The sequence below is a fragment of the Nocardia sp. NPDC055165 genome (genome assembly GCF_053606985.1).
This window is the reverse complement of the sequence record NZ_JBSGSS010000006.1, coordinates 327,867-351,023: the sequence shown is the minus strand read 5'-3', so window position 1 is coordinate 351,023 and position 23,157 is coordinate 327,867. Positions and strand designations below refer to the sequence as shown.

At 54.3% G+C, this 23,157-nt stretch carries 27 protein-coding genes and 1 pseudogene; 14 read left to right on the top strand and 14 right to left on the bottom strand.

Annotation, left to right across the window (positions count from 1 at the left end; translation table 11 throughout):
• Positions 1-57 precede the first annotated feature (57 nt).
• From ACWFRF_RS15655 to ACWFRF_RS15635, 5 genes and pseudogenes are all read left to right on the top strand, one after another.
• On the top strand, positions 58-762 hold the full coding sequence (locus ACWFRF_RS15655; RefSeq protein WP_378992196.1) for a ribonuclease HII: 705 nt from the start codon (positions 58-60) through the stop codon (positions 760-762).
• Between the two features lie 46 nt (positions 763-808).
• Positions 809-1,114 carry a DUF2469 domain-containing protein gene (locus ACWFRF_RS15650; protein ID WP_011210678.1) on the top strand — a complete coding sequence of 102 codons (306 nt, stop codon included), beginning with the start codon at positions 809-811 and terminating at the stop codon, positions 1,112-1,114.
• A 91-nt stretch (positions 1,115-1,205) separates the two neighbouring features.
• Positions 1,206-1,562 (top strand): YraN family protein, encoded by a 357-nt coding sequence (locus tag ACWFRF_RS15645; protein ID WP_378992197.1) that lies wholly within the window; start codon positions 1,206-1,208, stop codon positions 1,560-1,562.
• Positions 1,562-2,476, top strand: a pseudogene (locus tag ACWFRF_RS15640) (YifB family Mg chelatase-like AAA ATPase); the annotation flags it as partial. The gene ACWFRF_RS15645 and the pseudogene ACWFRF_RS15640, both read left to right, overlap by 1 nt.
• Before the next feature lie 443 nt (positions 2,477-2,919).
• The gene (locus tag ACWFRF_RS15635) at positions 2,920-3,162 is read left to right on the top strand and encodes a hypothetical protein (RefSeq protein ID WP_452450555.1); all 243 of its coding nucleotides are present in this window, start codon (positions 2,920-2,922) and stop codon (positions 3,160-3,162) included.
• Between the two features lie 91 nt (positions 3,163-3,253).
• Here ACWFRF_RS15635 and ACWFRF_RS15630 read toward each other — a convergent pair whose 3' ends face one another.
• The 13 genes from ACWFRF_RS15630 to ACWFRF_RS15570 form a co-directional block, all read right to left on the bottom strand.
• A complete protein-coding gene (locus tag ACWFRF_RS15630; protein WP_452450553.1) occupies positions 3,254-3,766 on the bottom strand; it encodes a hypothetical protein in 513 nt (170 codons plus the stop codon).
• Positions 3,767-3,851: 85 nt separating this feature from the next.
• Positions 3,852-4,397, bottom strand: coding sequence for a putative PDDEXK endonuclease (locus ACWFRF_RS15625; RefSeq protein WP_452450551.1), 546 nt, complete (start codon positions 4,395-4,397; stop codon positions 3,852-3,854).
• 59 nt (positions 4,398-4,456) lie between these two features.
• Positions 4,457-4,951 carry a DUF3846 domain-containing protein gene (locus ACWFRF_RS15620; RefSeq protein ID WP_452450550.1) on the bottom strand — a complete coding sequence of 165 codons (495 nt, stop codon included), beginning with the start codon at positions 4,949-4,951 and terminating at the stop codon, positions 4,457-4,459.
• 234 nt (positions 4,952-5,185) lie between these two features.
• On the bottom strand, positions 5,186-5,443 hold the full coding sequence (locus ACWFRF_RS15615) for a hypothetical protein (protein ID WP_452450548.1): 258 nt from the start codon (positions 5,441-5,443) through the stop codon (positions 5,186-5,188).
• 7 nt (positions 5,444-5,450) lie between these two features.
• Entirely contained in the window at positions 5,451-5,732 is a 282-nt protein-coding gene (locus tag ACWFRF_RS15610; RefSeq protein WP_452450546.1) for a hypothetical protein, read from the bottom strand.
• A 424-nt stretch (positions 5,733-6,156) separates the two neighbouring features.
• Complete coding sequence (locus ACWFRF_RS15605) at positions 6,157-6,450, bottom strand: hypothetical protein (RefSeq protein WP_452450545.1); 294 nt, start codon at positions 6,448-6,450, stop codon at positions 6,157-6,159.
• Entirely contained in the window at positions 6,447-6,824 is a 378-nt protein-coding gene (locus ACWFRF_RS15600) for a hypothetical protein (protein ID WP_452450543.1), read from the bottom strand. The genes ACWFRF_RS15605 and ACWFRF_RS15600 overlap by 4 nt, the downstream gene beginning before the upstream one ends.
• Entirely contained in the window at positions 6,821-7,048 is a 228-nt protein-coding gene (locus ACWFRF_RS15595) for a hypothetical protein (protein ID WP_452450541.1), read from the bottom strand. The genes ACWFRF_RS15600 and ACWFRF_RS15595 overlap by 4 nt, the downstream gene beginning before the upstream one ends.
• Positions 7,049-7,205: 157 nt before the next feature.
• Positions 7,206-7,502, bottom strand: coding sequence for a hypothetical protein (locus ACWFRF_RS15590; protein ID WP_452450539.1), 297 nt, complete (start codon positions 7,500-7,502; stop codon positions 7,206-7,208).
• Positions 7,503-7,773: 271 nt separating this feature from the next.
• Entirely contained in the window at positions 7,774-8,232 is a 459-nt protein-coding gene (locus ACWFRF_RS15585) for a hypothetical protein (RefSeq protein WP_452450537.1), read from the bottom strand.
• Positions 8,233-8,629: 397 nt separating this feature from the next.
• Positions 8,630-8,977 (bottom strand): hypothetical protein, encoded by a 348-nt coding sequence (locus ACWFRF_RS15580; protein WP_452450535.1) that lies wholly within the window; start codon positions 8,975-8,977, stop codon positions 8,630-8,632.
• A 2,167-nt stretch (positions 8,978-11,144) separates the two neighbouring features.
• Positions 11,145-11,468, bottom strand: coding sequence for a hypothetical protein (locus ACWFRF_RS15575; protein WP_452450534.1), 324 nt, complete (start codon positions 11,466-11,468; stop codon positions 11,145-11,147).
• 826 nt (positions 11,469-12,294) lie between these two features.
• Positions 12,295-13,236 (bottom strand): ERF family protein, encoded by a 942-nt coding sequence (locus ACWFRF_RS15570; RefSeq protein WP_452450532.1) that lies wholly within the window; start codon positions 13,234-13,236, stop codon positions 12,295-12,297.
• A gap of 675 nt (positions 13,237-13,911) precedes the next feature.
• Between ACWFRF_RS15570 and ACWFRF_RS15565 the strand changes: the two genes are divergently transcribed.
• The 3 genes from ACWFRF_RS15565 (at position 13,912) to ACWFRF_RS15555 (ending at position 15,449) form a co-directional block, all read left to right on the top strand.
• Positions 13,912-14,625 (top strand): replication-relaxation family protein, encoded by a 714-nt coding sequence (locus ACWFRF_RS15565; protein WP_452450531.1) that lies wholly within the window; start codon positions 13,912-13,914, stop codon positions 14,623-14,625.
• 108 nt (positions 14,626-14,733) lie between these two features.
• Entirely contained in the window at positions 14,734-15,189 is a 456-nt protein-coding gene (locus tag ACWFRF_RS15560; RefSeq protein ID WP_452450529.1) for a hypothetical protein, read from the top strand.
• Positions 15,190-15,203: 14 nt separating this feature from the next.
• Positions 15,204-15,449: a DNA cytosine methyltransferase gene (locus ACWFRF_RS15555; protein ID WP_452450527.1), complete on the top strand. Its 246-nt coding sequence runs from the start codon at positions 15,204-15,206 to the stop codon at positions 15,447-15,449.
• Positions 15,450-16,969: 1,520 nt separating this feature from the next.
• On the opposite strand, the gene ACWFRF_RS15550 is transcribed toward ACWFRF_RS15555, so the two are convergent.
• Positions 16,970-17,161: a hypothetical protein gene (locus tag ACWFRF_RS15550; RefSeq protein ID WP_452450525.1), complete on the bottom strand. Its 192-nt coding sequence runs from the start codon at positions 17,159-17,161 to the stop codon at positions 16,970-16,972.
• Positions 17,162-17,584: 423 nt separating this feature from the next.
• Between ACWFRF_RS15550 and ACWFRF_RS15545 the strand changes: the two genes are divergently transcribed.
• The 6 genes from ACWFRF_RS15545 to ACWFRF_RS15520 all read left to right on the top strand — a co-directional run bounded on the left by ACWFRF_RS15545 (position 17,585) and on the right by ACWFRF_RS15520 (position 23,117).
• Positions 17,585-18,466 (top strand): helix-turn-helix domain-containing protein, encoded by an 882-nt coding sequence (locus tag ACWFRF_RS15545; protein WP_452450523.1) that lies wholly within the window; start codon positions 17,585-17,587, stop codon positions 18,464-18,466.
• Positions 18,463-18,669: a DUF397 domain-containing protein gene (locus ACWFRF_RS15540; protein WP_452450521.1), complete on the top strand. Its 207-nt coding sequence runs from the start codon at positions 18,463-18,465 to the stop codon at positions 18,667-18,669. The genes ACWFRF_RS15545 and ACWFRF_RS15540 overlap by 4 nt, the downstream gene beginning before the upstream one ends.
• Before the next feature lie 314 nt (positions 18,670-18,983).
• Positions 18,984-19,481: a hypothetical protein gene (locus ACWFRF_RS15535; RefSeq protein WP_452450519.1), complete on the top strand. Its 498-nt coding sequence runs from the start codon at positions 18,984-18,986 to the stop codon at positions 19,479-19,481.
• The gene (locus ACWFRF_RS15530) at positions 19,441-20,955 is read left to right on the top strand and encodes a hypothetical protein (protein WP_452450517.1); all 1,515 of its coding nucleotides are present in this window, start codon (positions 19,441-19,443) and stop codon (positions 20,953-20,955) included. Before ACWFRF_RS15535 ends, ACWFRF_RS15530 begins: the two co-directional genes overlap by 41 nt.
• 16 nt (positions 20,956-20,971) lie before the next feature.
• Complete coding sequence (locus tag ACWFRF_RS15525) at positions 20,972-22,345, top strand: phage portal protein family protein (RefSeq protein ID WP_452450515.1); 1,374 nt, start codon at positions 20,972-20,974, stop codon at positions 22,343-22,345.
• Positions 22,320-23,117 (top strand): hypothetical protein, encoded by a 798-nt coding sequence (locus ACWFRF_RS15520; RefSeq protein WP_452450513.1) that lies wholly within the window; start codon positions 22,320-22,322, stop codon positions 23,115-23,117. Before ACWFRF_RS15525 ends, ACWFRF_RS15520 begins: the two co-directional genes overlap by 26 nt.
• Positions 23,118-23,157 lie beyond the last annotated feature (40 nt).

The window sequence follows — 23,157 nt, the reverse complement described above, 5'->3', positions numbered from 1 at the left end:
GGGGCGAACGCGCACCCGGAACACCCAGTCGAACTGACGCGACGGGACAATCGAACTGTGGGGCAGGATCGGACCAGCTGGCCGCCGCGGATGGTGATGCGCCGGGCGGCGGGACTACGCACGCTCGAGGCCGCGCTCGTGCGCGGTGGCCTCGCGCCGGTGGCCGGTGTCGACGAGGCGGGGCGCGGACCCTGCGCGGGTCCGCTGGTGGTCGCCGCGTGCCTGCTCGCGCCCAAGGCCTACGACAAGCTCGCCGGGCTCGACGACTCCAAGAAACTCACGGAGGCGGCCCGTGAGGAGCTGTTCCCGGTGGTTCAGCGGTTGTCGCTGGCCTGGAGCGTCGTGGTGGTACCTGCGTGGGAGATCGACTCGATCGGGATCCACGTCGCCAATATCGAGGGCATGCGCCGAGCCGTCGTCGGCCTCGAACGCACCCCCGGCTACATCCTGACCGACGGATTCAAGGTGCCCGGCCTGCCCGCACCGTCGCTGCCGGTGATCGGCGGCGACGGCACCGCGGCCTGCATCGCGGCCGCGAGCATCCTGGCGAAGGTGACCAGGGACCGGATGATGGTCGAGCTCGACGCCCAGCTACCCGGCTACGGTTTCGCCGCGCACAAGGGCTACAACACGCCCGAGCACACCGCCGCCCTGCGGCAGCTCGGACCGAGCACAGAACACCGCCGTTCCTGGCGGAATGTGCGCGAGCTCGAGGCGCCCGGAGGTAGCCGAGTGGCTACTCGCGCGGCACATGCGCGATGATGTCACCAATGAACGCGGCGCTGCTAGCAGGAGGACGTCCCACCCGATGAGTGCTGAGGACCTCGAGAAGTACGAAACCGAGATGGAACTGTCGTTGTACCGCGAGTACAAGGACATCGTCGGCCAGTTCTCGTACGTGGTGGAGACCGAACGGCGCTTCTACCTGGCCAATTCGGTCGAACTGCGTCCGCAGAACGCCGACGGCGAGGTGTATTTCGAAGTGCGGATGAGCGATGCGTGGGTATGGGATATGTACCGCCCGGCACGCTTCGTCAAGCACGTTCGGGTGATCACGTTCAAGGACGTGAACATCGAGGAGCTGGAGAAGCCGGACCTGCGCCTGCCGGAGTAGTTGTCCACAGGGGCGCGGTTATCCACAGGATTTCTGTTTGCCCAGGTCGCGGGGGACAGCCACGTGAGCGTCTGTGGCCATGCTTTCGCTCATGGCACACAAACAGGCGCTCGGCGCGTACGGGGAGAAGCTGGCCGCGCAGTATCTGTGCGAGTCGGGGATGGAGATCGTCGCCCGCAATTGGCGGTGTCGATACGGTGAGCTGGACCTGATCGTCCAGGACCCGTCGATCACCGCGTTCGTCGAGGTGAAGACGCGGTCGGGGCTGGGGTTCGGAACTCCGGCCGAGTCGGTCACCTTCAGCAAGCAGCAGCGCATCCGCCGGCTGGCGCTGCTGTGGCTGGCCGAACAGGACGGGCCGTGGCGGCGCATCCGCTTCGACGTCGTGTCGGTGCTGATGCCGCGGGGGCGCGGGCCGGTCATCGAACATCTGACCGGCGCGTTCTGATGGCGCTCGGACGGGCGCTGTCGGTCGCGGTGACGGGGGTCGACGGGCAGCTGGTGGAGATCGAGGCCGACATCGGTCAGGGTCTGCCCTCGGTGAATCTGGTCGGTCTGCCCGATACCGCCCTGCAGGAATCGCGCAATCGGGTGCGTTCGGCAGTGGCCAACACGGGGGAGAAGTGGCCGGACGGCCGGGTGATCCTGGCCCTCTCGCCTGCGACGCTGCCGAAAGTGGGCAGTGTCTACGACCTCGCGCTGGCGGTTTCCGTGCTCGACGCCTCCGGGGTGGTGCCCGGCGAGCGGCTGGTGAAAACGGTGCTGCTGGGGGAATTGGCGCTCGACGGGCGGGTTCGGCGGGTGCGCGGGGTGCTGCCCGCGGTGATCGCGGCCCGGCGGGCCGGGCTGCCCACGGTGGTCGTGCCCGCCGAGGCGGTGGCCGAAGCGGGGCTGGTCGAGGGGATCGAGGTGCTCGGGGCGACGAGTCTGCGGGCAGTGGTGGCCTGGCTGCGCGGGGAGGGCCAGCTGCTCGAACCCGACGGCGTCGTGCCGGGGACACAGGTCCCGTGCGGTGACCTCAGCGATGTCGTCGGACAGGACGAGGCGCGCTGGGCGCTGGAGGTCGCTGCGGCAGGCGGACACCATCTGCTGCTCACCGGGCCGCCCGGGATCGGCAAAACGATGTTGGCACAACGTCTTCCGGGACTGCTGCCACCGCTGTCGGAAGCGGAATCGCTGGAGGTGACCGCGATCCATTCGATGGCGGGATCGCTGTCGGCCGAGCAGCCGTTGCTCACGTTGGCTCCCTTTGTCGCGCCGCATCATTCGACGTCGGTCACCGCCATGATCGGCGGTGGTTCCGGCATGGCCCGTCCCGGCGCGGTCAGCCGGGCCCATCGCGGGGTTCTGTTCCTCGACGAGTCTGTCAATGCTTAAGCACTCCACGCGGACTCACCCATCATACCGGCCCGCTGGTCCGTCAGAGGGCCATCTAGCGGGTGTTTCGGGGCCGTGTGGGCGCGAGCGCCCGAGCCGCCGAAGCGAGCGCCCGTGGGTCCGAGACACGGAGAGGAACACCGCTGGCCGCCGTTGAGCGTTGCATGTAGGACGGAAAGTCAAACGCTGGAGCACTGGCTGACTTGCTGGGAGACTTAGGGCGGGTGTGGGGCTTCCTTATCATCTGACATCAATTATAAGTTATTAGCCTTGCAAATTATACGAGGATATTCATAATTACTAGAGTGTCAGTGTGGCCACACTGACATTTTCCGTATATGCGAAAGAGGTGAGTCCGAATGGGCTTTCAGGTTATCCATCGGCGTACGAGTGATCTCACGGGGGAAGTTATCCCAGACGATCAGGTCGTGACAGTAGCCATCAAGAATCACGGAAAGGTGTTCGACGCAACTGTCGATGAGCTGTCCGCATTGAAGCGACTCAACAACGTAGTTGAGCTCGAATACAGATACGGCGACAAAGAACCGGAATCGGTCTATTGCACCGAAGCTGAGTTCGCGAAGTTGGTGTCGGCAGAGCAGTTGGAGAAGTTCGACAACAATCGCGGTCGCCGATCAGGCTTCTCGCCCGGCACCAGAAACGGCAGCTAAGCTGCACCGCCCCTCTACCTAGAGCCCGACAGGGCTCGGTAGAGGGGTTTTCTAATGGGAAAGCCCGCCACAACTGTGTGGCGGGCCATAACTAGGCGGGAACGACCCTCACAGCAACAACGTCGAGAGTCTTTGCGAGTGCCATAGCATCCAGGGCGGCTCCGAAAGGATCCGCATAGACCTTTATACCCGCACACCAATTGGACAGGTTAGCTTCCTGGTACTCCACGCGGTACTCCTCGTGATCGAACAGAAGCGAGTGCAGTAGAGGAGGGATGCTCGTCAACCGGCCGTTTGTATCCTCCGGTCCACAGATAATCACCGGCCCTACAACGAGGATCACTTCTTCGAAGTTGCCCGCAAGTCCCAGTAGAGCTACGGCTCTAGGATTGAGACTCCTGAGCTGTACGAGAGGTGTGGAGGGTTGATCCATGTCAGCCAGACTTCCGCAGTTGATGAACGCTACAGCGCCCGAACTCAGCTCCAGCCTATGGGCGGATCCCCCGACCAATCTGTTGATTCGGTACCTGTCAGCCGTGTTGAGCTCGATTTCAAAGATGTCGTCCCGAGTATCCTCCGGAATGACAACCGCCGTGATGATCATTACTACCGCCTTAGTCGTGATTGTTCAGCACAGCCGTGTTGCTGTGCAGTTACAACCGCGACCAGGTGAGGTGCTCGGAGGTGGCCTACTTCTTCTCTTTAGAACGCTTGTGCGTTGAGCTGTACGGACACTTCTTGTCCAGGCACTTGTTTGAGCCGGGGGAGACGATGTGACCGTTCCGGCAGAACGAGACACCGCCCGTAGCCTGTCGGACTGCTACAGCCTTGTCTACGGCTTCATCAACGGGGAGGGCCACCGGTGTACGTAGGTCCGCCAGCTCGCGCCGGAGGTCCCGTATCTGAACGGCCAGATCAACCAAGTCAGTGAACGGGACGCAGGCGAGCACATCGGGCTTGCCTGCGTCATCATCCGCGGTGAACACCACCGTAGGTATGCGACTCAAGCTCGCGCCGGCCTTGGCCTGACGCATCCACTGTTTGATAGCGATCGTTTTGTGGTTCTTCGCTTCGATGTCGAACGGAGTGTCCTGAAAGTAGTCGACTAGGTCCATCTTCTGATGACTACCCGCCCCTGACTTGCCGTCACGTGACACGCGAGCGCCTAGCTTCTTCTGCAGGGTCTTGGCGATAAACTTCTCTAGATCGCGACCTTTATCTGATGATTCACTCATAAATTCCTTTCTATTTTGTAGGTTGCCTACCGCCCGAGGGCGGTAGGACTTACCCACGACTATGCTTTGATTACTCGCACCTCTTTCACCTGAGTCCATCTGAGCGCCAAGTCGACCACGGTTGCCAAGGCGATCCAGTACGACGTGAAGAGCATGTTATTTCCGGCCCACTCGTCAGGATCGCCGAACGTCTGTACCTGCGTCTTGAACACCTGATACTCGAACACCAGCTTCAACAGCTCGTCCGGCACAGAGGTAGCGTTTCCGTCCGCGTCCGGCAGTCCGGTGATAAGTACGTCACCGCAATACCACTGGAGATTGCGAAGATCAGAATCACCAGCCCAGACGAACATAGTGGAGCGATGGTTCATGGGAAGGCCGTTAATAAGACCCTCATCGTTCAGCCACATAGTGGCCGGGGGACTGATCGTATCAACAGCCTCGAACCGGCCACCGACGATCTCCTGAAACTTTCTGATATCCCCCCGGTCGATCTCAACCCTAGTAGGGGAGACTTCATGATTCGAGGGAATGACAATGCCTGTGATCTTCACCCGTAGAGTCCTTTAGTCGTGGGATGTGCTCTGCTGCCTGATGGCAACAGAGGTGGTCCCGCGACAGGGACTACAGGCGTCTAAGGAAGATCCCTACACCAACGCCCGCAAGAGATCCGACGAGATGAAACCAGCTCTGGGTAACAACATCAATGACAAGCACCGCGACCAAAAGAGCGACTGCGCCATACCACCATGGCTCTTGATTCGTCAGGTTGCGAAGGAGCCGCCTGCTCATTGTTGTAGTCCTCCCTCCTCGAATATCGAATCAAATTGATCTTTACGCGGGTCGACGATCACTTCATCCGCATCGTCCAATATTGCCGTGATCTTCCTGCGCTTCTGCATCTTTGAGTAGTCGAGGTAGTACTTAGTCTTATCTATCTCTTTGATTTGTTCTGGCGCTAGTCCAGTAACCTCGGAGATTCCTTTGTAATTGCCGCCGACCCGCAGGTACTCCTTAATGACTGCGAACTGGACAGGCTCGATCATTTCCTCTCTAAATTTCATCTTTCCCCCGCTCGTCCAAAAACTTTTGCATCAGTTCATCGAAGCAAGAGGCATGGAAGTCGTACTGAACATACTCGATAGACGGTGGTGCTTTACGGTGATACCAACTAAACAGAATATGCTTCACGCCATACTGATACCCTTTGATTACATCTCCGTCGGTTGATCGGAGGTGGTGATAACAGTAGTTGCCATCTTTTGTGTTGATCTCCTCGTTGCAGAACTCACAAACAACAGCCTCGACTTCTTTTGTGATTGTTTGCTTGCTCATTGCTGTAGTCCTTCTTTTTGGGCTTTAAGAGTAGCCAGTCGGTCGTCTAAACTAATACTTTGCCCCAATACATCCCCGTCAATCTCTTTGTCGTAATAGGATTCATGTAGCGTTATATCTCCATCATCGTCCTCTATGAAGTTACCGAGTTCATCTATCCTCTGATTGAGACCCCACGCTCGGATATGCTTCAGCGCCCACCCCTTGATGTATTTTTCGTTAGATAGGTCGTCAACAATATGTGCCGTGTATCCCGACGCGAACAGCTCACGTACTACCTCCTCGATTGGTATTGGAGTAAAGGTTTCATCCTCCCTAGATATGGGAGCCTCATGACAGTGATTGGGACAGAAGATAGTTGGTCCAGGTGCTCCGGGAGGTGTTTCACTCTCTAAGGGAGAGCCGCATGTTTCGCATTCTAGTCTCATATGCCCCTTTCTTCCTTATGTGAGGATAGTTCCTTGTTACGTGTGTGCTGTGCATTTCTTAATCTGCCTCTAGCGCCGAACTCTCGGCATGGTATTGAATCTTGTGGGCAAACGTGCGAGACATGTAGCTCGCCATCGCCTATCACCCTCTCCGCATATTCGTAGGCGTATTGCTCTGCTACCTGTACGTACTCTTTGACTGCCTCAGGAGAGACACTGATGCCTGGTCCGACGTCGACATCTTCCGCATAGACAGCCATCATCTTTTCTTCTAGTTGCTGTTTATTCATGCCAATATCCACTCCTTCTTATACTTATCGAGCGGTACACAGTGCTTGATCGTATCGGCAAACAGCATGTCTGATAACTTGCCCCGACCTACTACAGCCTTCTCTGCCAGTTCATACATTTCGTAAAGCACCTCTACGGGAACGGGAAAGGAAAGATACTCATCCTTATTGTTCGCGTACTCCATGATGCGGATTGCGAAATCACCCTCGAACACGACAATGTGAGTGAACTTCGTAGTGTTGCCGAGGGGATCAAGAAAGATCACCGGCTCATTTAGCCGAAACTGAATCTCGGCGTAGTAGTCGTAATCGCCACCTATGTTGGCGTGGCTCTCCTCCCTACGGAGGGTGGGTCTTGAAACATACTTACTCACTTGCTTTCTCCTTCTAATTGGGTTTGTATCACCTCATACTGCTTCGACATGACGTAACAGCCGTTGGTGCCGTGTTTGCAGTTATCAAGCCTTACCGAGGTCATCGCGCCATACATTACTTTATTCTCCGGCTCCAAGATTCCGTACTCGTTGTAGTGAGGATGGGCGGGGTCGGTTATGTGTATCCATACTGGCTCTATGGCTTTGCGGAGGTTATCTGTCATGACAGCTTCTCCCGAAGATCGTCAATCTTTAATGCGGCCAGGAGCAAGCAATCGGCAAGCACTATGGTTACAAAGCCGTCGAATGGGCTACCCGAGACGATTTCTAGGAGGGCCCACCCTGCCCCAAGTAGCGAAATCACTATGAGAGGCCAGGTCTTCATGATTCCCCTCCATTAGATTGTTGCTGTAGCTCCGCAACTACTCGATTCCCATAGGCACTCAGCATCCCGGCGTCTTTCAGCTCATCCATCGTTGCTTGACGAACCATTTTCGCAACTTCCACTATCTCCCGCTCATGTTGTAGGGATAGGTCGGTCCTCACTAACGTCAAGAGCTCTTTGACCTCATCTTTACGCAGGATAACTACTGGAGTATCCACAACCGTCAACTCGATATCTCGCTCGGTATGGCGCTTCAAGAACTTCCCGAGAGTTTCTTCCTCTATAGCTGTCATGATGAAAGCTCCTCCAGCTCGGCAATGCGACGATTTATCGAGTGGACAGATACGAGTCCTCTGCTAGCTGACAGGCGCTTAAGTTCATCAATCCGGGCCCGGCGTTCTAGCTCATTGCTACGTATCTCAGAAACTTCCTTCAGCCACTCGTTGAGCTGTCCGGCCTTTTGAAGTATGCAGTAGGCATAGGGGTGATATTCCATAGATGTCACGAGTCGCCCGCATTCCTGGCAGTCGTATCGTTTGTCCTGTTGTATAGATGTATCTGGCATTACTTAAGCTCCCCTGCTTCATGCAGTGCGAGAGTCAGCGTTAGGAGGGCTTTTAGGGGAGTATCGGCTGTGACAGGCTTTATAGCGTAGGCAAGGCTGTCATCACTCGTGTCATATCCTTTGCGGGCGAAGACCGACTTCATGTCACGGAACCATCCATGATTTGAGTATTCAGCGAAGTACCAATTGTCGATCTTCTTTAAGGCGAGTCGGTACTTCACGTTGAACGACGGGCTGTTTAGCGCGTCGGGTAGCTTCTCTAGGATGTAGTCTGATGTGTAGGCGGGGGCAATCAACTCAGCAGTTATAACAGGAAGGGTTCTTATACTTCCGTCTTTGAAGGTGCCGTCTTGTTGCTGAATACCATGACGCTCGGTGTGCCACCAGCCGGGGCTCCATCCAGTCTTCTCATACACCTGCTTACACAGCTCGAATAGTGTGCGGTCTTTATCTTCCATATGCCTCCTCAAAACTTCTCAGACCAACTTCTAACATTTGAGACAAGATGTAGCGCGCAAATACCACAGTTGGGGCAAGTGACATTAGCCGGCAGTGTTCCTTTTGGCATTCCGCATGAAGCAAGCTTCTTACAGTTAGTGCAGAACACCTCGGCGTTGTAGTACTCAGTCTTCGGCTTCTGTTTAATTTGCTCTGTATAGATTCGTAGCTTTTCCTGTGCGGCATCACGCTCTTTTCGAGTAAGTCGTATCTGCTCGTCCTTGTCCCATAACTTGGCATCTGCGGGGTGGTCACTCTCGATATGTGCGGTTATGCCGTTGAGGGACTTCATCATCTTGCGCTTAGGGCAGAATGGGCATGTGTAATTACCGTGCGTAGTCCGTTCGATTCCGAATCTCATGTCTTCACCTCCTCAGTGATCTCATTTAGTTTTGCTTCTAGGATGGATGCGTCGACCGTGTATCTAGGTGGCTGAGTGTTCTTGACGTACTCTTTGTGGGTTAGCAGCTCTCTTAGCAATGCAGCGTTTTGTTGGGCGACGTGGGCATCAATAGCATTAGCGGCTTCCTCAAAGTTTGGTGTCTCATCTTCGCCTGGCGTTGCCTCGTGGGTCTTAATAGCAAAAGCCTTTAAAATGTCCTCTACATCCATTACTTCATTAGGGTTAGCGCACTTCCCGCACGTACAGTCCTGTATGACGTTGTTATCGTCGTAGTAGCTTTGGCATTTGTATTGATCGGCCATAACTACTTCTTCCTCCGGGTCATGAACAGCACTAGCACAGCAACGATCATCATTGCGACTATCGTTGCGGCACAGATGGCTAGGTATGCGTGAGCGAGGGGAGTCATGACTCGACCTTCTTGTAACCATGAGCGTCAATAATCGACATCACTTCATCGGCTACGTAGCGCTCGGCTATCTGCCTGGACCAACCTCGGCCCTCAAGGCTCCTGACTAAATGAGTTTGTAGACTGTCCGGCTCCTGCTGTGGCGCAACGCCATTAAGAACTTTAGTACCGAAGACATAGTGTTCGCCCAATGGGATAGTAGCCACTCTGTTGGGCTTGGTTGTTACGTGCTGGCATGTCCCCAACGAGTCTGTACGGCACTGGTCCATTACTGAATCCCGCCGCGCAGGTTCACCAACTTGTTCCGGCCGCGGTGACTCCGGATCAGGTAGCCTGCTCTATAAGCAAGCGAGACGGCACCGAGGATAGTGTCACGTAGATCAAGTGACAGGACCGGCATACTATTTGCCGCCCCACAGCTCGCGCGTGTCCAGACCGTCTAGCTGATCTTTGAATGCCTGTGCTCGCTGAACGCCGTTATCGAAAATCAAGTAGCTTGCGATGTCGGACCAAAAGAAGAACCAACGACGCTCTTGAACGATCGCTCGATCTCTGGTTGTGATGACTCGATGCCTCATAATATTTACTCCTATTTAGTTGTTATGTGGTGGAGACTGTCTATGTATGGCTCTCGCATTGCCATACATAGACAGCGGATAGATTGCTAAAGAATGATTCGGGGCTTGCCTGTGCCGGATGTGGGAACCGAGTACTGATCCGGAAGCGCTGTCGCTTGATACGAGAGCTCACAGGCAAGGTCAGGGTCTATCTGCCGCGCGAGCGCCGAAGCGCCTTGCCGACAAATCCAATGAGCTTACGACGTTCGTTGTACCTACGTCGAGACTTATATCTGCCAACCCGCCGTTTAAAGGCTGAGTCGTCAGAGAGCTCGAAGCGTATTATGTACTGCGAAAATGTGTCGGGCTGATCTATCATGCAACGATTTCCCCCTATATAAAGTATGCTCCAAACGATTTAGAAATGCAATAGGTTCGGCCTATAAACAAAGTTCAATGCCACAGTAGCCACGATAGACATACCAGGATAATGATCCCGAAGTAGTAGATAGCTAGTGCTACGGCAATCGTCAGGACGCATACCGTTATTGCGATTCCAATGAAGTCTTTGATCCAAGGCCATAGCTTACGGCCGGCGGATGCGACAACATTGAAGATGGAAGGTTTGTTTGGTTTCATTTAGGTTGATTTATTCATGTTTAGTATTTGAAGTCAACGTGTGGATAAGTCGACCGTTCATGCCGACCGCTTTGTAGTTTGCTACAAAGTGCTCCTTGATGTTCTAATAGCGAGCTGTGCAATATCTGATGCTATGCGTCAATGAATTATGGGTATTGACGATGCCGTGTAATGTTGCGGGGCTAGCTTTTAGGCACCCCACCTCTGTTGAGGCGGATCTTAGTGCGTCGTACAAGCTCTGTTGTGCGAAGCGCACTATCGCGAACTATCGGCGCTTTGCTATCTCGGCGGCAAGTTCGGTGTCGGCACAATAGGAATCATGCTTGGTTCCACGCCAGAAACCTCATCCAGCTTTGCTTCTGAGTTGCGCGCTAGTACAAGTAGACTAGCGGCAATGGAATCCCCCGGCCTGTCATCTCTTAGACAGAGCTCTGCCATTCCCAATAGTTCATCGTTTGACATTTCTTGGCCTCCTCCTTCTTGAGTCACAGTAAATATTCCTTTATTCTTAAGTTTGTATGCCGCGCCGCCAGTACGACCTAGACGAAGTCCTTGCACTATCGCAATCCGGAAAGACCGCCTCACAGATCATTGAAGACCTGGAGTTAAGGGTCGTACCGCGGACGATCCAGAAGACCGTGAACAAGTTCCGTGGCCCCCGGCCTCGGCGGCCAGGTGCAAGCCGAACGAAGCTCAGGGATGCCGTGGTGGCCTGGATGGTCGGAAGTGGGCTGAATGCTCACTACTGCGTCAACGGCCACTACACGGCGTTCGATTGCCACATACGCTTCCTCGGTCCCGATCTTCAGTCGGCGGTCTTCGTGTGTCGGAAGTGTGCGCGAGCTGGTGATGTGTAGGTGTGAGCTACCAGCCGTTGCCTTTGCCATCACCATCGCGATCGGCGCTACCGTAGTAATAGCCTTGGCCATCACCACTGCCATCACCAGGGTTGCCATAGCCATAGCCGTAGCCATCCCCGTAGCCATCACCACTATTGCGATCCCCGTAGCCATAGCGGTGGCCATAGTCGTTGCCATCACCATAGCCATTACCGTAGCCATTGCCACGGTAGCCGTAGCCATCCCCGTCACCATCGCGATCGCGGAAGCCATCGCTATTGCCGTTCACACCAACGGTTGTTTGGGAGTCCTCTGCTCGAGAGGCAACTAAACCAATATTGAGGTCCATAGCTCTTCCTCCGCGTTCAACGACGCAACAATCGTCAAACGGTGGAACTCAACGCGGCCGGCCTTGTCGATCCTAGTATCGGGTTTCATACCTTCGAGGGCTAGTTCTCCCAGGCCCTTCGTAGTGCCCCATCGGCGGATCGTGTAGGCATTGTCGAGGAAGCACCTATCACCATCCTCTGAGTATCGACCGATGAAGACCCAACCACGCTGAAGGATTACGATCTTAATGTTTGAGTTGACGGGTTCTTCAGATCCCTTAGGTACATACTCAACCCCGTTGAGTATGATTGCTTTTGATTTGGCCATATGCCTCCGTTTCCTAGTGATATTGGTTATTGTGCAACTTGACTTACCGAGAGAAGGGCCAGGGCCAGCTTCGACGGGACAGTTCCTTTGGCTCGGTCGGCCTAACGGGCTCGGCCTCGGCAAGCGTCATGTCTCCAATCTTGCGGTTGAGCTTGTTTACCGCGGTAAGCGCCGCAGCAGCAGAGGCTTCAGCACTGCGAGTACGCTGCTGCATGTTCTTGATTTGACGTTTGAACTTAGCTTCGACTGCTCGCATGTCTTTGGTCGGCTTGTCCAGAGTAGGTTCACCGATGGTTTCAGCTACAGGGGCCTTTGCTACTGGGCGACTCACCACCCTCCGTGCATGTTCGCGATCCGACCTAGCTCGCCTGCGTCGGTCATACTCTGCATACGTTCCGGCCTGCCTGATCAACTTGACCGTTGATGGCTTGATTCCAACCCGATTGGCGACCGTCGATGGTGCGTAGTCTTTACTGAGTAGTCTCAGTGTCTGGGTAAACTGATGCTTGGTGATTCCTCTATTGCTCATGCGTTTCTCCGGCGCCGTGCGCCTCGTTAGGTTTCTGTTCGCCACCCTCCTCGGTGACCGGTATAGATTTCAGTAGTTCAAGTGGCAAGGTCTGTGCGCCATTCTCGATCCACTTCAGCTGCATATCGAGGACTCCAAGATCTTCGGCGGTGCAGTTAGCTAGGAAAGGCTTACGGACCATCGCCATCGCGAACTTGTTCCGCAGGGCCTTTGTATCGAGCCCCAATGCGACCATACGTTCCTCAAGATCACCAAGTGGGTTCTCCTGACTACCTGTATCATCTGGCTCAGGATCGTTGGCTATCACCTCGGCGCGGTCACGGGCTTCTAGCACTCGCTCACGTTTGGATATCAACTCGTTGAGGTTGCGGATCACCGCGGACGCATGGTCCCGCGTATGGATCTTCCGTAGCTCGGCTGCTATGTGCTCCGCGCTCTGCTTAAGAGTGACCATTATTGCCCTGATTTGCTTAAGCTGGTCCTCTGATGGTTTAGGGAATTTTCCAGAGCCTAAGTTTCCGTCGTCATCCTCGCCCTCTGTGGTGATACCCAGCGTTGATCCAAGTGCGTACCGACGCATGTAGGTGATGGCTGATCCATGGACCTGCGGATCTGGCTTGAACACGGCAATCTTGGTGGTTGTCTGGTAACTGACACCTGACTCATGTACCAGGATGGTTGTAAGAGCAGCCTCTCCCGTAGGTAGCGTCACGGGAGGCTGAGATACAGCGATCTTGTGCTTAGTAAGAAGTTTGTGAGCTTTAGGCATCATCTCTTCGAGCGGCGTGTATTTGCTGTCGTACTCACCGTTGTTGCTCGTGCGCTTCATAGGTTTCAGAGTCTTCTGAATCTCTACGAGTGCGGCTGCAATGACCGGCGGTATCTCTATCGTAGGCAGGATGCTTGTTGCTCCCTCGACTACGCTCCCCATACAAATAGTTTCCGTATAATTCGGGTGAAGCGAGACGCCTCACTGAAGTCCCTTCGGCGGGCAATATATGTGCGTGGCAATATGCCACTGAATCTGATCGTGTTTATTCGCTTTGTCATGGTGGGTTCTGCTCCTATAGTTGATTAGTTGTTTGCAGCACGGGCATCGAGTAGCTTGCGTATGCTTTCGTCTTTTAAAAGCATTCGATTAAGTATCATCGATGGGGTGACTCGGTGCCCAACCCTGAGACCACGTCGTCGCGAAAGCTCCCTAAGAGCCCATAACAGTTCTGCACTGTCGGCTACATAGGAAATCTTTGGTCGGCGTAAGCCTCGGGTTCGTCGGGGTGGTTCCCACTGCGTATCGTTCATATTAAATATCCTTCATCCGTCACATATTCTCCTGTCTAGTAGTTGATGGGTTCAGATCAGTTATACTGGCCAGCTCAATATTGCTGCGTCGATCTATATAAAGTATGCTCCAATGTGTCTATAATTGCAATACTAAATATCTATTTCGCGCTATCATTTATAGCTTATAAGAGGTTAAATCAGGTGTGTGCAAACCGACCAACAACCGACCTCGAACCGACTAGATGACGACACACCTCAGAACCCGCTGACCAGGGGTGATGATCCCGCAGTGCACCCGGCTCTGTACCAGTATCTTGTAGATATGGAACTTCTTGAGCGGGACGTCCAGGTTGCGCGTGGCATCGCTTGCTTCGGCGCGATGCTCACGTCGCAGATAGACGAGATCTATTTTTATGAGAATCAGTCCGATACACCGCGGATAAGGGCCCTGCGTCGCCTCGTCGACGGCGGTACGCTCGTGCGAGTTCCATTCCGCTATCCAGAGAGCACACGTGGGGGTAGCCCTATGGGCTGCTACCAGCTCACTAGGCAAGGATGGAAGTACTTCCATAACCGGCCGTATAGCGAGCGGGTCGGTCAAATGAATATCCTGCACACCCTAAAAGCAGTCGACGTTCATATCTCTATGCTCCAAGCCACTCGGGCCGGACACATTGATCTACTGCATTATGACGTCGAGTACGATGCTTGGATGAATGTCGCAGGGGCGGAGCTTCATCCTGATGAGTTTGTCGAAGTCGGGTTAAGGGCGAAGCGGCAAAAGGCAAGCATCTGGCTAGAGGTGGATCGCGCGTCTGAAGGGCGTAAACAGTTGATAGGAAAGATCAAACGCTATGTCCACGCGCGTAAGCATGCCGAAGACTATCCATTAGAAGTATTCCCGTCCGTCCTGTTCCTTGTACCGACCCCGGAAGACCTCAAAGTGATGCGTCGGATCATATCGGAGGTAGAGGGCACTGAGGGCTTCATAGCTGCTGAGCTAATATCGGATTTTCCGGCGATCTTACTGAGGTGAATCGTGTTTAGGTATTGCAATAGACGATCAATTGGAGCATACTTTAAATACAACTAAATAGGAGAACAACTTAATATGAACCAACCATGTGATCGAAATAATATAAAGGTGGAGTTGCTTGTAGATGCTTCGGTAGATGCTGAGGGCGAAGCTATCTTGAGCGGTATAGAGCTACACGAATACGTTACCGTCGAGCGTCAGCCCTTTCATTGCACAAGATGTGGCACTGACTTCGATAACTTTGAACAGGCGCTTGCGCACCTACCGTCCGGAGCCAAAGTTCAAAAGGAATCTTTCCCTGTCATATCCTTGACGCGTGATGACATAGCACTGGCTCTTGCTGACGACGATGATTATCGGCCTGAGTGGCCTAAGGAGGTATATGATGATCAGGTGGAAGCCCTAGCCCTGAAGGTGCAAACAATCCTCACATCCGAGACGGACGTTTACTGGGAGGCTGTGCGCGCTGGTGTTCAAGAGCATGGGTTAGAAGGACGTTGGTCCCGTGAGTCGTCAGCGATAAAGGCGTATCTTTCACAATCTCGGTCGGCGGAAAATCAGTAGGCCGCAACAGAGACATGGAATATAACATGGGCTTCGTACTTACCGGCGGAGTAATCCGACGCTATACGCCTGTCGAGTGTGAGCGCCTTCAAGGCTTCCTAGATAACTGGACGAAGTACGGGGAAGATGCTCGCGGTGTAAGGGTTGATATGAGTGACTCTCATCGACGCAAGATGTGCGGTAATGCAGTCACCGTCAATGTAGTAAAGGCTGTCTTCGGAAAGTTGATGGTATTGCAGAATAGCGAAGGCCGTGCTTAAATGAGGTTAGTAAGTCTCAAGACTCATTGCGGCTTACTGGCAAGAATTGAACCCACGGGGTATTGCTATTTTAGGATCTTTGGCTCATAATTTTAAGTGAGTCTTGAGACAATTGGCACCCCTTAGCGGGTGCCTTTCTCGTAGTCCTGGGGAGTCCCTGACTGTTGGCTTTCGGCGAGGACATAAAGCATACGCCGATAAAACAGCTCAACGTTTTAGGCTATCGTAAAGCTTGCTTTATACTGATGGTATAGAGGAATAGTAATCGAGCTACCTTAACAATTTGGTGTCTGATAGTTGCAGATAGTACGGGGAGCGTTGCTCGCCCATTCATCTTATGCCTAAGGCGGGAGACTCAGACGAGTTTGGTATCGATTATCCTTTGTCGTCTCTCCCGTACTATCTGCAACGGTTATAGTCAGATTGAGCGTAGTAGTGCTGGTAGCACAGTGGACACTCTAGTCTCCAGATTAAAGGGCGAAACCGTGGCCACGGCACTGCATAGACGAGACGGCACCAAGGATAATGTCAGTACTGGCACGTCAAAACGTCTTGCTACTAGCGCCATACGCTCAATCCCTATAACACTCTTCAGAACAGAACACATCGTAGTGAGTCGCCAAGATAGTAAGGCAAAGTCGGCATGACCCAGCGGTAGGTCGCCGGTAAGCTTCGGGCACTTCATGCGCAGGGTGACTATACGAGTGAGCCGCAGCAATGCACTAAACTCTCTCGGCAAATCCCTGCCTCACTACGATGTGTTCTGTTCTGAAAGATTGAAGGTAGATATCTCGTGAAGCGTGGCAAGGCTCGTCTAGGTTACGTAGGTAGACGGAGTTGGTTCAATTCCAACCGCGAGATACCTACCTTCAACAGACAAACATCACCTAGGTAGGTTAGAGACATAGATGTCCCTAACATGGAAAAGGGGAGTTGGATAATCAAGCTATGCCTGATGAGCCAGCCGACCGCCGCCCACTCAGGTAATGCTTGAAAACCAACTCCCCGCGTAGCCACGTAAGAAAAAGAGGGAGTACTTAGAGTGCCATCCCTCAAAGCCTAGACCGGATAATGACAGTAGCGCCCGCAGGTGAGTAGTCCCGGAGCAACCTGTACGTCGGGTCTGGTTCCACCTCGCCCCGATCAGAGAGATGAGCGATCCAGGTATTGGCCTTATAAGGGTCGGCCTCAAATCGAACAGGAAACTCTTTACCCCTGCGGATCTCACGCCAACGCGGCTTACGCTTCATGGTTTCTGGTCTCCTCACTCCAGCGTTGTACGGCCCTACTCAGTCGGTAGAGGCTCGGCTCATAGGAGTTCTTGTATGCTTCGTGATCCCTGTAGACGGGCAGTACCTCAGTTGGGTAGTCGTCGTCACGTGGGGGCTCTGGCGTCGCTGCGGCCACTACATACCCGATCGCATGACGGCCAGGTTCAGCCGACCGCCACTCGACGAGGTAGAGAAGCCTCCACAGAAGCAGACCGCCGGCGACGGCAATCAGGGCCGTTAAGAACCACATCACGGCTCCCACAGGGCCGCACAGGGCATCAGGGGCATCTCCGCGGTGATGGACTCGTCGATCGTCACCACAGCATCCGGCGCCCACTCTTGAAAGCTCTCGATGAAGATCTCCGCAGACACCCGCTTGAGCTGGTAGTCAAAGGCGGGCCCGACGGCGTACTGGATGTGTACGTGCAAGAAGCTGCTCATTCCCAGTCACCTGAGGACGGCTCGGATAAAAAAGCCAAGGCCGCAATCTGCGGGAGACAGGGCCGCCACGTCGGATGCTGGTGGAAGTTCAGAATTATGTTGGCCGCCTGCTCGGTCAACTCCTCGGGATCATGGTCGCAATCCAGCCAACGCTGATCTACCTGTACCAACTCGCTCACCCCTCCAGCCGAGCTACGGATTGAGGTGAGCTGGTTGGCAATCGGGGAAGGGTTACGTATCCGGGACTCCGACTACCAACCAGCTCAGGGGCCAGTAGACACCGGGCATGGCACACTGGACAGTTGAAATGGACAGCCCAGAAAGATTTTTCCATTTCCCCAGCAAGTCGTCCGCCACAGGGCCACACTGATTCCCAGCAACACGCGAGGCACTACCCACCAAACGGAGAGGTCGACACCCACGATGCCCGCACCAAAGAAACCACCCACGACGATTCCGCGACGTCAGCTAGGCCGCCAACTGCGAGACATGCGTCTCGAAGCGGGTATGTCTATCCCCAACGCGGCCCGTCTGATCGAACGGGGGACGAGCACACTCCAGCGTCTTGAGAAGGGGGAAGCGGGCCGAATCCGTCTATTGGACGTCCAAGCGCTGTGCCAGTTGTACGAACGCGACGCGCAGCTCCCCGCGCTCCTGGAGCTGGCGAAGGTCGCAGCGTCCAACGATGGCGAGGGTATGTGGTGGCACGAGTACAGCGAAGCCATCCGTGCTGACTTTGAGCTGTACGTCAGTCTGGAGGCCGCCGCATCGAAACTCACCGTGTTCCGGCCTGACCTGATCTCTGGGTTGTTCCAAACCCGAAGCTATGCGCGGGTTCTCGATGGGAGGTTCTACCCGAACGCTACGGAAGAGGAGTTCCTTCAGTGGTTCACGATCCGGCTGAACAGGCAACGGATCATCACCAGGCGCAGAAACCCGGTTGAAGTGGACCTTCTACTTGACGAGACTGTTCTCAGGCGCACAGTGGGGAGCTCGAAGACGATGGCTGACCAACTTCAGCATCTTGCTGATCTTCCGTCGAACGTCAACGTCTTGGTTCTTCCGTTCACCAGTGGCTATCCCCTCGGTGTAGCTCCCGGACCCTTCACCCTCCTCGACTTTGACCCAGCGACCGGGGAGAAGGCGACGGCTTACATCGAGGGCTACCGTGGGAACATGTACTACGACAAGGCCGAGGCGATCACCCAGTATCGCGAGACGTTCAACCGCCTCACCGCGGAGGCGTTGTCCCCAGCAGACAGCAAGCAAGCGCTGCGGCGCATAGCAAGGGAGCAAGAGCAGTGACCGTAGACCTGTCCAATGCCAAGTGGTTCAAGTCCAGCCTCAGCACCGGCGGCAACGACTGTGTAGAGGTCAGTCACCTCGATGGCGGTCACGTTGGCGTCAGGGACTCCAAGAACCCCACGGGCCCGGCGTTGGTGTTCACTCCTAGCGAGTGGGATGCCTTTATCGGAGGGGCCCAAGGCGGAGAGTTCAACCGTCCGTAGTAGGGCTGGACTTTCTTACGTGATGTGAGAAAATAGAGCTGGGAAACACTACCGCTCTGGCGGCCTAGACTCTTCAAGGAATCAAATAACCCCCTTCCTTAACTGGTTGGGGGTTGTTTGTTATATAGAGACTTTGTATAATATCCATGGGTTCGGTGAATACAAACTCCTATACGTACCTAGTTGACAAATGCCCCCACTGCTACGATGTGGGGGTTATTTGTATCTGTATATCGGGAATATCTATTGATGCTTGCAGTGCAGTATGTTATTACTAAGGCAATATGGGTCGCCCAACAAAGTACAAAGCGGAAATGGTAGAACAGGCTAGGAAGCTCTGTCTACTGGGGGCAACCGATGAAGAGCTTGCGGACTTCTTCGATGTGAACGTCGACACGATATACACCTGGAAGAACCGTCACAAGATATTTTCCGAGGCCATAAAAAGCGGAAAGGCATCTGCCGATGCCGACGTAGCTGACAGGCTTCACCAGCGCGCGACAGGATTCTCTTGGATAGAGAATCAACCTATTAAGGTTAAAGAAGTCCTATACGATAACGGCAAGCGAATCAGCGAGAAAGAGCATGTTGAGGTCGTATCGGTTCAAAAGACAGTGCCGCCTGACTCAACGGCTGCAATCTTCTGGATGAAGAACCGCCGAAAAGAGAACTGGCGCGATAGGCAAGAAATTAAACATGAAGGTGGTGTCGGGCTGTTCACCGCAGCCGGACTAGATATCACGGTAGTTGATGGACAGAATCCAATTAACATTGAGCCTGAAGCAACAGACGGCTCTACGACTACTCGATGATCCGTTTGTAGTCGAGCTCCTATTCGGCGGCGCTGCTGGTGGCGGCAAGAGCTGGCTAGTCTCTCTATGGGCGGTAATCCAGTGCCGGAAGTTTCCGGGTATCAAGATTGGACTGGGACGGAAAGAACTCTCTAACCTTCGAAAGACCACCGGGCAAACGCTTCTCGCCGAGGTGTTCCCTCTGCTTGGCATCGTTGTTGGCCGAGACTACCGATACAGTTCACTGGTTGACCCAGGCATCTACTTCAGCAACGGCAGCGCAATCGTGTTCATTGACCTCGCACCGGCACCCAGTAATCCCAATTTCGACAACCTCGGCTCACTCAATCTAACGCACGTAATCATCGAAGAGGCCGCCGAAATTCAAGAGAAGGCAAAGTCGGTCTTCAGCTCCAGGAAGAACCGAAAGCTCAACAAGGAGTACGGGATTACTGGCAAGGTTATCCTTACGTGCAACCCTGGCCAGAACTTCGTTCGCCAACAGTTCTATGAGCCGTGGCTCAAGCTTGGCGGGGGAGATTCCCAGTCGTGGCCCTACTCGAATGACATCGGCGAACCGATACTCGTGGAGATCAATGGCGAGATGCTCCCCGCGCGCCGTGCATACGTCAAGAGCCTCCCAACGGACAACCCGTTCCTATCACCGAACTACATTCAGACGCTCCGCGGACTGGGGCCTGTCGAACGCCGTCGACTTCTAGAGGGGGACTGGGACTTCGACGACGATGACGCCAAACTGTTCAAGCCGCACCTGTTCCAGTTTGCCGACGATGTCCCTGCATCTGACGAGGACTTTGGTGGTTGCGATCCATCAAGGGGCGGGGACGCCTGCGTGTTCACTCACATCAAGAAGAACGTCATCGTGGACCAGGTCAGGCTAGTCATCCCTCGCGACGATCCGAAGCTGGACATCGGCACCTTCGTAGCTCAGAAGTACATCGAGTTCTGTCGACAGCGGGGGATCGGATACAGCCATGCGGCCCTGGACGTCGTAGGCATCGGCGCTAGCGTACTGGACGCCTGCAACCGCCTCGGCTTCTATGTCCAGGCGTTCAACGCGGGCTCAACCCATGGCATCCGCCGGCTGGATCGGTACGGGAACATCATCGAGCAACCGCGGTTGGAGGATGAGGCGCAGACTATTGCCCTGTTCGACAAGATCCGTTCGCAGAACTTCTACGACATGGCCCAGGCCGCTCATAAGGGTGAACTTCTATTCCTACGTGAGCTTCCATTCTATGCCGAGCTAAAGCGCGACCTCGCCGACCATCTATATGAAACCGTCGAACGCCAAACTGTAGTCGAGAGCAAGAAGAGAATGAAGGTTCGTATAGGCCGCTCGCCTGACTATGCTGATTCGCTGCAATCTGCTTGGTGGGTTCGATCAAACATTGGTGAACAATTCGAATATGCCGAGTATGACGGGCTCGGGGCTGACACTATAACAGGCGGATTGCTAAAGCAGCAATTCTAGCGTATTTTAAGAGTAAATGGCTGATGCTAAAAAAGTCAAAATCAAACTAGGCGAAATCGGCGACTCCGGCGTTTCTCTTACCTCTGGCATTATCGTCAACGAAGAATACAACATGGATCTTGTGGGGATTCGTGGTCTCAGAATGTATGACGAGATGCGCCGTAGTGACGCTACTGTCCGAATGACGCTCCATACGATGAACGCCCCGATCATAGCAGCTGACTGGGAAGTTGAGGCAGCCAGTGATAGCGCTAAAGATCAAGAAATCGCCGAGATGGTGCAAGAAAACATCATCGAGATTATCAAGTTCAAGAAGAAGCTTGAAGAGATCCTGACTCTGCTTCCCTTTGGTTTCAGCCTATTCGAGATGATTCTTGAGGCAATGTATATCAAGGGAAAGCTCAGGGTTGGCCTGAAAGACCTGGCTTTCCGTAAACAGACCACGATTACATCGTGGGAGACTAGAGATCATGCGAACGGCGTGACTCAGCAGACGGTCAGAGGTGTCTTTGACATTCCCATCGAAAAGCTTGCTCTGTTCACATATCAGAAAGAGGGCGATAATTACGAAGGTATCAGCGTCCTGCGTAGTGCCTATAAAAACTGGTACATGAAGTGCAAGCTCGACCAAATTGCAGGAATCGGCCATGAGCGTCAAGCTGTCGGTGTGCCGTACGCCTCATACCGTCAAGGTGCGACGAAGGAAGAAAAGCGGGATATTGAGAAGTATTTGCGCAACCTTCGTTCGAACGAAGAAGCTTTCATGATGTATCCGCAGGGTACTGAAGTTGGGTTCATGGATATGAAGGCAGGATCAACGTCGAACACTCGTTCTGACGCCGACCACCACGACCGACAGATCAGCAAGAACTCTCTATTGCAGTTCATTGAAATTGGTGCTTCTGGTGGCTCAGGCACTCGCTCGACGAGTGAGGATCATAGCCGCCTGTTCGAGCTTGCCGAGGATTCCCTTGCCGACTACATCGCCCAGGTGATGACAGAGAAGGTTATCAAGACACTGGTAGACCTCAACTTCAATGTGACCGAGTACCCGAAGCTTCGTCATGGCAAGCTCGGTGATGAGAACATTCCTATGCTTTCCGAGGCGGTAGGCAAGTTCGTCACGGCCGGGGCGCTGGCTCCTACAGCAGAAGACGAGAACGTTACCCGTCGCATGATCGGCTGGCGTGAGCTAACTGAGGAAGAAATCAAGCAGCGCAACAAGGAAGCCGAGGAGGCCAAGAAGCTACTCCAGGAGAACTCGAAGCCCGGCGGCAACCCTGACGGTAAGGACGACGAAGACGCCGCGAACAAGGCTGTCACCGCGGCCGTCGCTCTCCATGCGTCGATAACCCGGAAACTCTATGGCGACACGGGCAAAGCTGCTTAAGGCCCGACGACAACTTCGTGTGGCGCTTCTGGCATCCGAGGATTGGCAAGATAGCTACCGGAAAGATCCGAAGACCTTTAAGGCTCTGATCAACAGCGAGTCAGCCCTAGAGCAGTCGGTTGCCGAGTACTTCTACGAGCAGTCGTTGCGGATTGACCGGTTTGTCGCCTGGCACGAGTTACCTGCTCCAGTTAGAGCAACCGCCGGGCCCGTTGCTAATAACGATGATCCAGTTTGGAGGGACGAAGAGGCTCTCCTTACGTCCGCGGTGATGGACCTCGTCGCCGAGCTGGTTGCTACCGGCGCCATTGCTGGAGAGAGCATCTACGGAATCCCTATGGGCTTCAGCACCTTGGATGAGGCGATCATGCTGGCCGCACGGACCCAGGTAGGAACCCTCGTCAGCAACGTCACTGTGACGACACGTGACCGCATCCGTGAGTCGATCCAACTCAGTATCAAGGCGGGGGAGGACATCAACGCTGCGAGGGACCGCATACTGAAGGTCGTCAACAACCCGGTCCGGGCTGAGATGATCGCCGCGACAGAGTCGGTGAACTCTTACCAGACTGGTCTCAAGGGCTATGCGGTAGTGACGGGGGCCATCTCTAAGACGTGGGATGGATTGGCCGGGGCGTGTAAGTTATGTGCTCCACTAATCGGCCAGACGATTCCAATCAACGGACTATTCAAACTATCTAACGGGTTAGAGGTCGATCATCCAAGCTGCCATCCCCGTGACCGTTGTGGATTAATCTACAACTACCCCTAAGCGTTGACTTTTTAAAGGCGTAGTTCCATGCTTATGGTAT

What these genes read in the sequence shown, in the direction of transcription:
- ACWFRF_RS15650 (WP_011210678.1), top strand. Translation starts at nt 809, where the DNA reads ATGAGTGCTGAGGACCTCGAGAAGTACGAAACCGAGATGGAACTGTCG.
- ACWFRF_RS15645 (WP_378992197.1), top strand. Translation starts at nt 1,206, where the DNA reads ATGGCACACAAACAGGCGCTCGGCGCGTACGGGGAGAAGCTGGCCGCG.
- ACWFRF_RS15630 (WP_452450553.1), bottom strand. Translation starts at nt 3,766, where the DNA reads ATGATCATCACGGCGGTTGTCATTCCGGAGGATACTCGGGACGACATC.
- ACWFRF_RS15625 (WP_452450551.1), bottom strand. Translation starts at nt 4,397, where the DNA reads ATGAGTGAATCATCAGATAAAGGTCGCGATCTAGAGAAGTTTATCGCC.
- ACWFRF_RS15615 (WP_452450548.1), bottom strand. Translation starts at nt 5,443, where the DNA reads ATGATCGAGCCTGTCCAGTTCGCAGTCATTAAGGAGTACCTGCGGGTC.
- ACWFRF_RS15610 (WP_452450546.1), bottom strand. Translation starts at nt 5,732, where the DNA reads ATGAGCAAGCAAACAATCACAAAAGAAGTCGAGGCTGTTGTTTGTGAG.
- ACWFRF_RS15605 (WP_452450545.1), bottom strand. Translation starts at nt 6,450, where the DNA reads ATGAATAAACAGCAACTAGAAGAAAAGATGATGGCTGTCTATGCGGAA.
- ACWFRF_RS15595 (WP_452450541.1), bottom strand. Translation starts at nt 7,048, where the DNA reads ATGACAGATAACCTCCGCAAAGCCATAGAGCCAGTATGGATACACATA.
- ACWFRF_RS15590 (WP_452450539.1), bottom strand. Translation starts at nt 7,502, where the DNA reads ATGACAGCTATAGAGGAAGAAACTCTCGGGAAGTTCTTGAAGCGCCAT.
- ACWFRF_RS15585 (WP_452450537.1), bottom strand. Translation starts at nt 8,232, where the DNA reads ATGGAAGATAAAGACCGCACACTATTCGAGCTGTGTAAGCAGGTGTAT.
- ACWFRF_RS15580 (WP_452450535.1), bottom strand. Translation starts at nt 8,977, where the DNA reads ATGGCCGATCAATACAAATGCCAAAGCTACTACGACGATAACAACGTC.
- ACWFRF_RS15575 (WP_452450534.1), bottom strand. Translation starts at nt 11,468, where the DNA reads ATGGACCTCAATATTGGTTTAGTTGCCTCTCGAGCAGAGGACTCCCAA.
- ACWFRF_RS15570 (WP_452450532.1), bottom strand. Translation starts at nt 13,236, where the DNA reads ATGGGGAGCGTAGTCGAGGGAGCAACAAGCATCCTGCCTACGATAGAG.
- ACWFRF_RS15565 (WP_452450531.1), top strand. Translation starts at nt 13,912, where the DNA reads ATGGAACTTCTTGAGCGGGACGTCCAGGTTGCGCGTGGCATCGCTTGC.
- ACWFRF_RS15555 (WP_452450527.1), top strand. Translation starts at nt 15,204, where the DNA reads ATGGAATATAACATGGGCTTCGTACTTACCGGCGGAGTAATCCGACGC.
- ACWFRF_RS15550 (WP_452450525.1), bottom strand. Translation starts at nt 17,161, where the DNA reads ATGAGCAGCTTCTTGCACGTACACATCCAGTACGCCGTCGGGCCCGCC.
- ACWFRF_RS15545 (WP_452450523.1), top strand. Translation starts at nt 17,585, where the DNA reads ATGCCCGCACCAAAGAAACCACCCACGACGATTCCGCGACGTCAGCTA.
- ACWFRF_RS15535 (WP_452450519.1), top strand. Translation starts at nt 18,984, where the DNA reads ATGGTAGAACAGGCTAGGAAGCTCTGTCTACTGGGGGCAACCGATGAA.
- ACWFRF_RS15525 (WP_452450515.1), top strand. Translation starts at nt 20,972, where the DNA reads ATGGCTGATGCTAAAAAAGTCAAAATCAAACTAGGCGAAATCGGCGAC.
- ACWFRF_RS15520 (WP_452450513.1), top strand. Translation starts at nt 22,320, where the DNA reads ATGGCGACACGGGCAAAGCTGCTTAAGGCCCGACGACAACTTCGTGTG.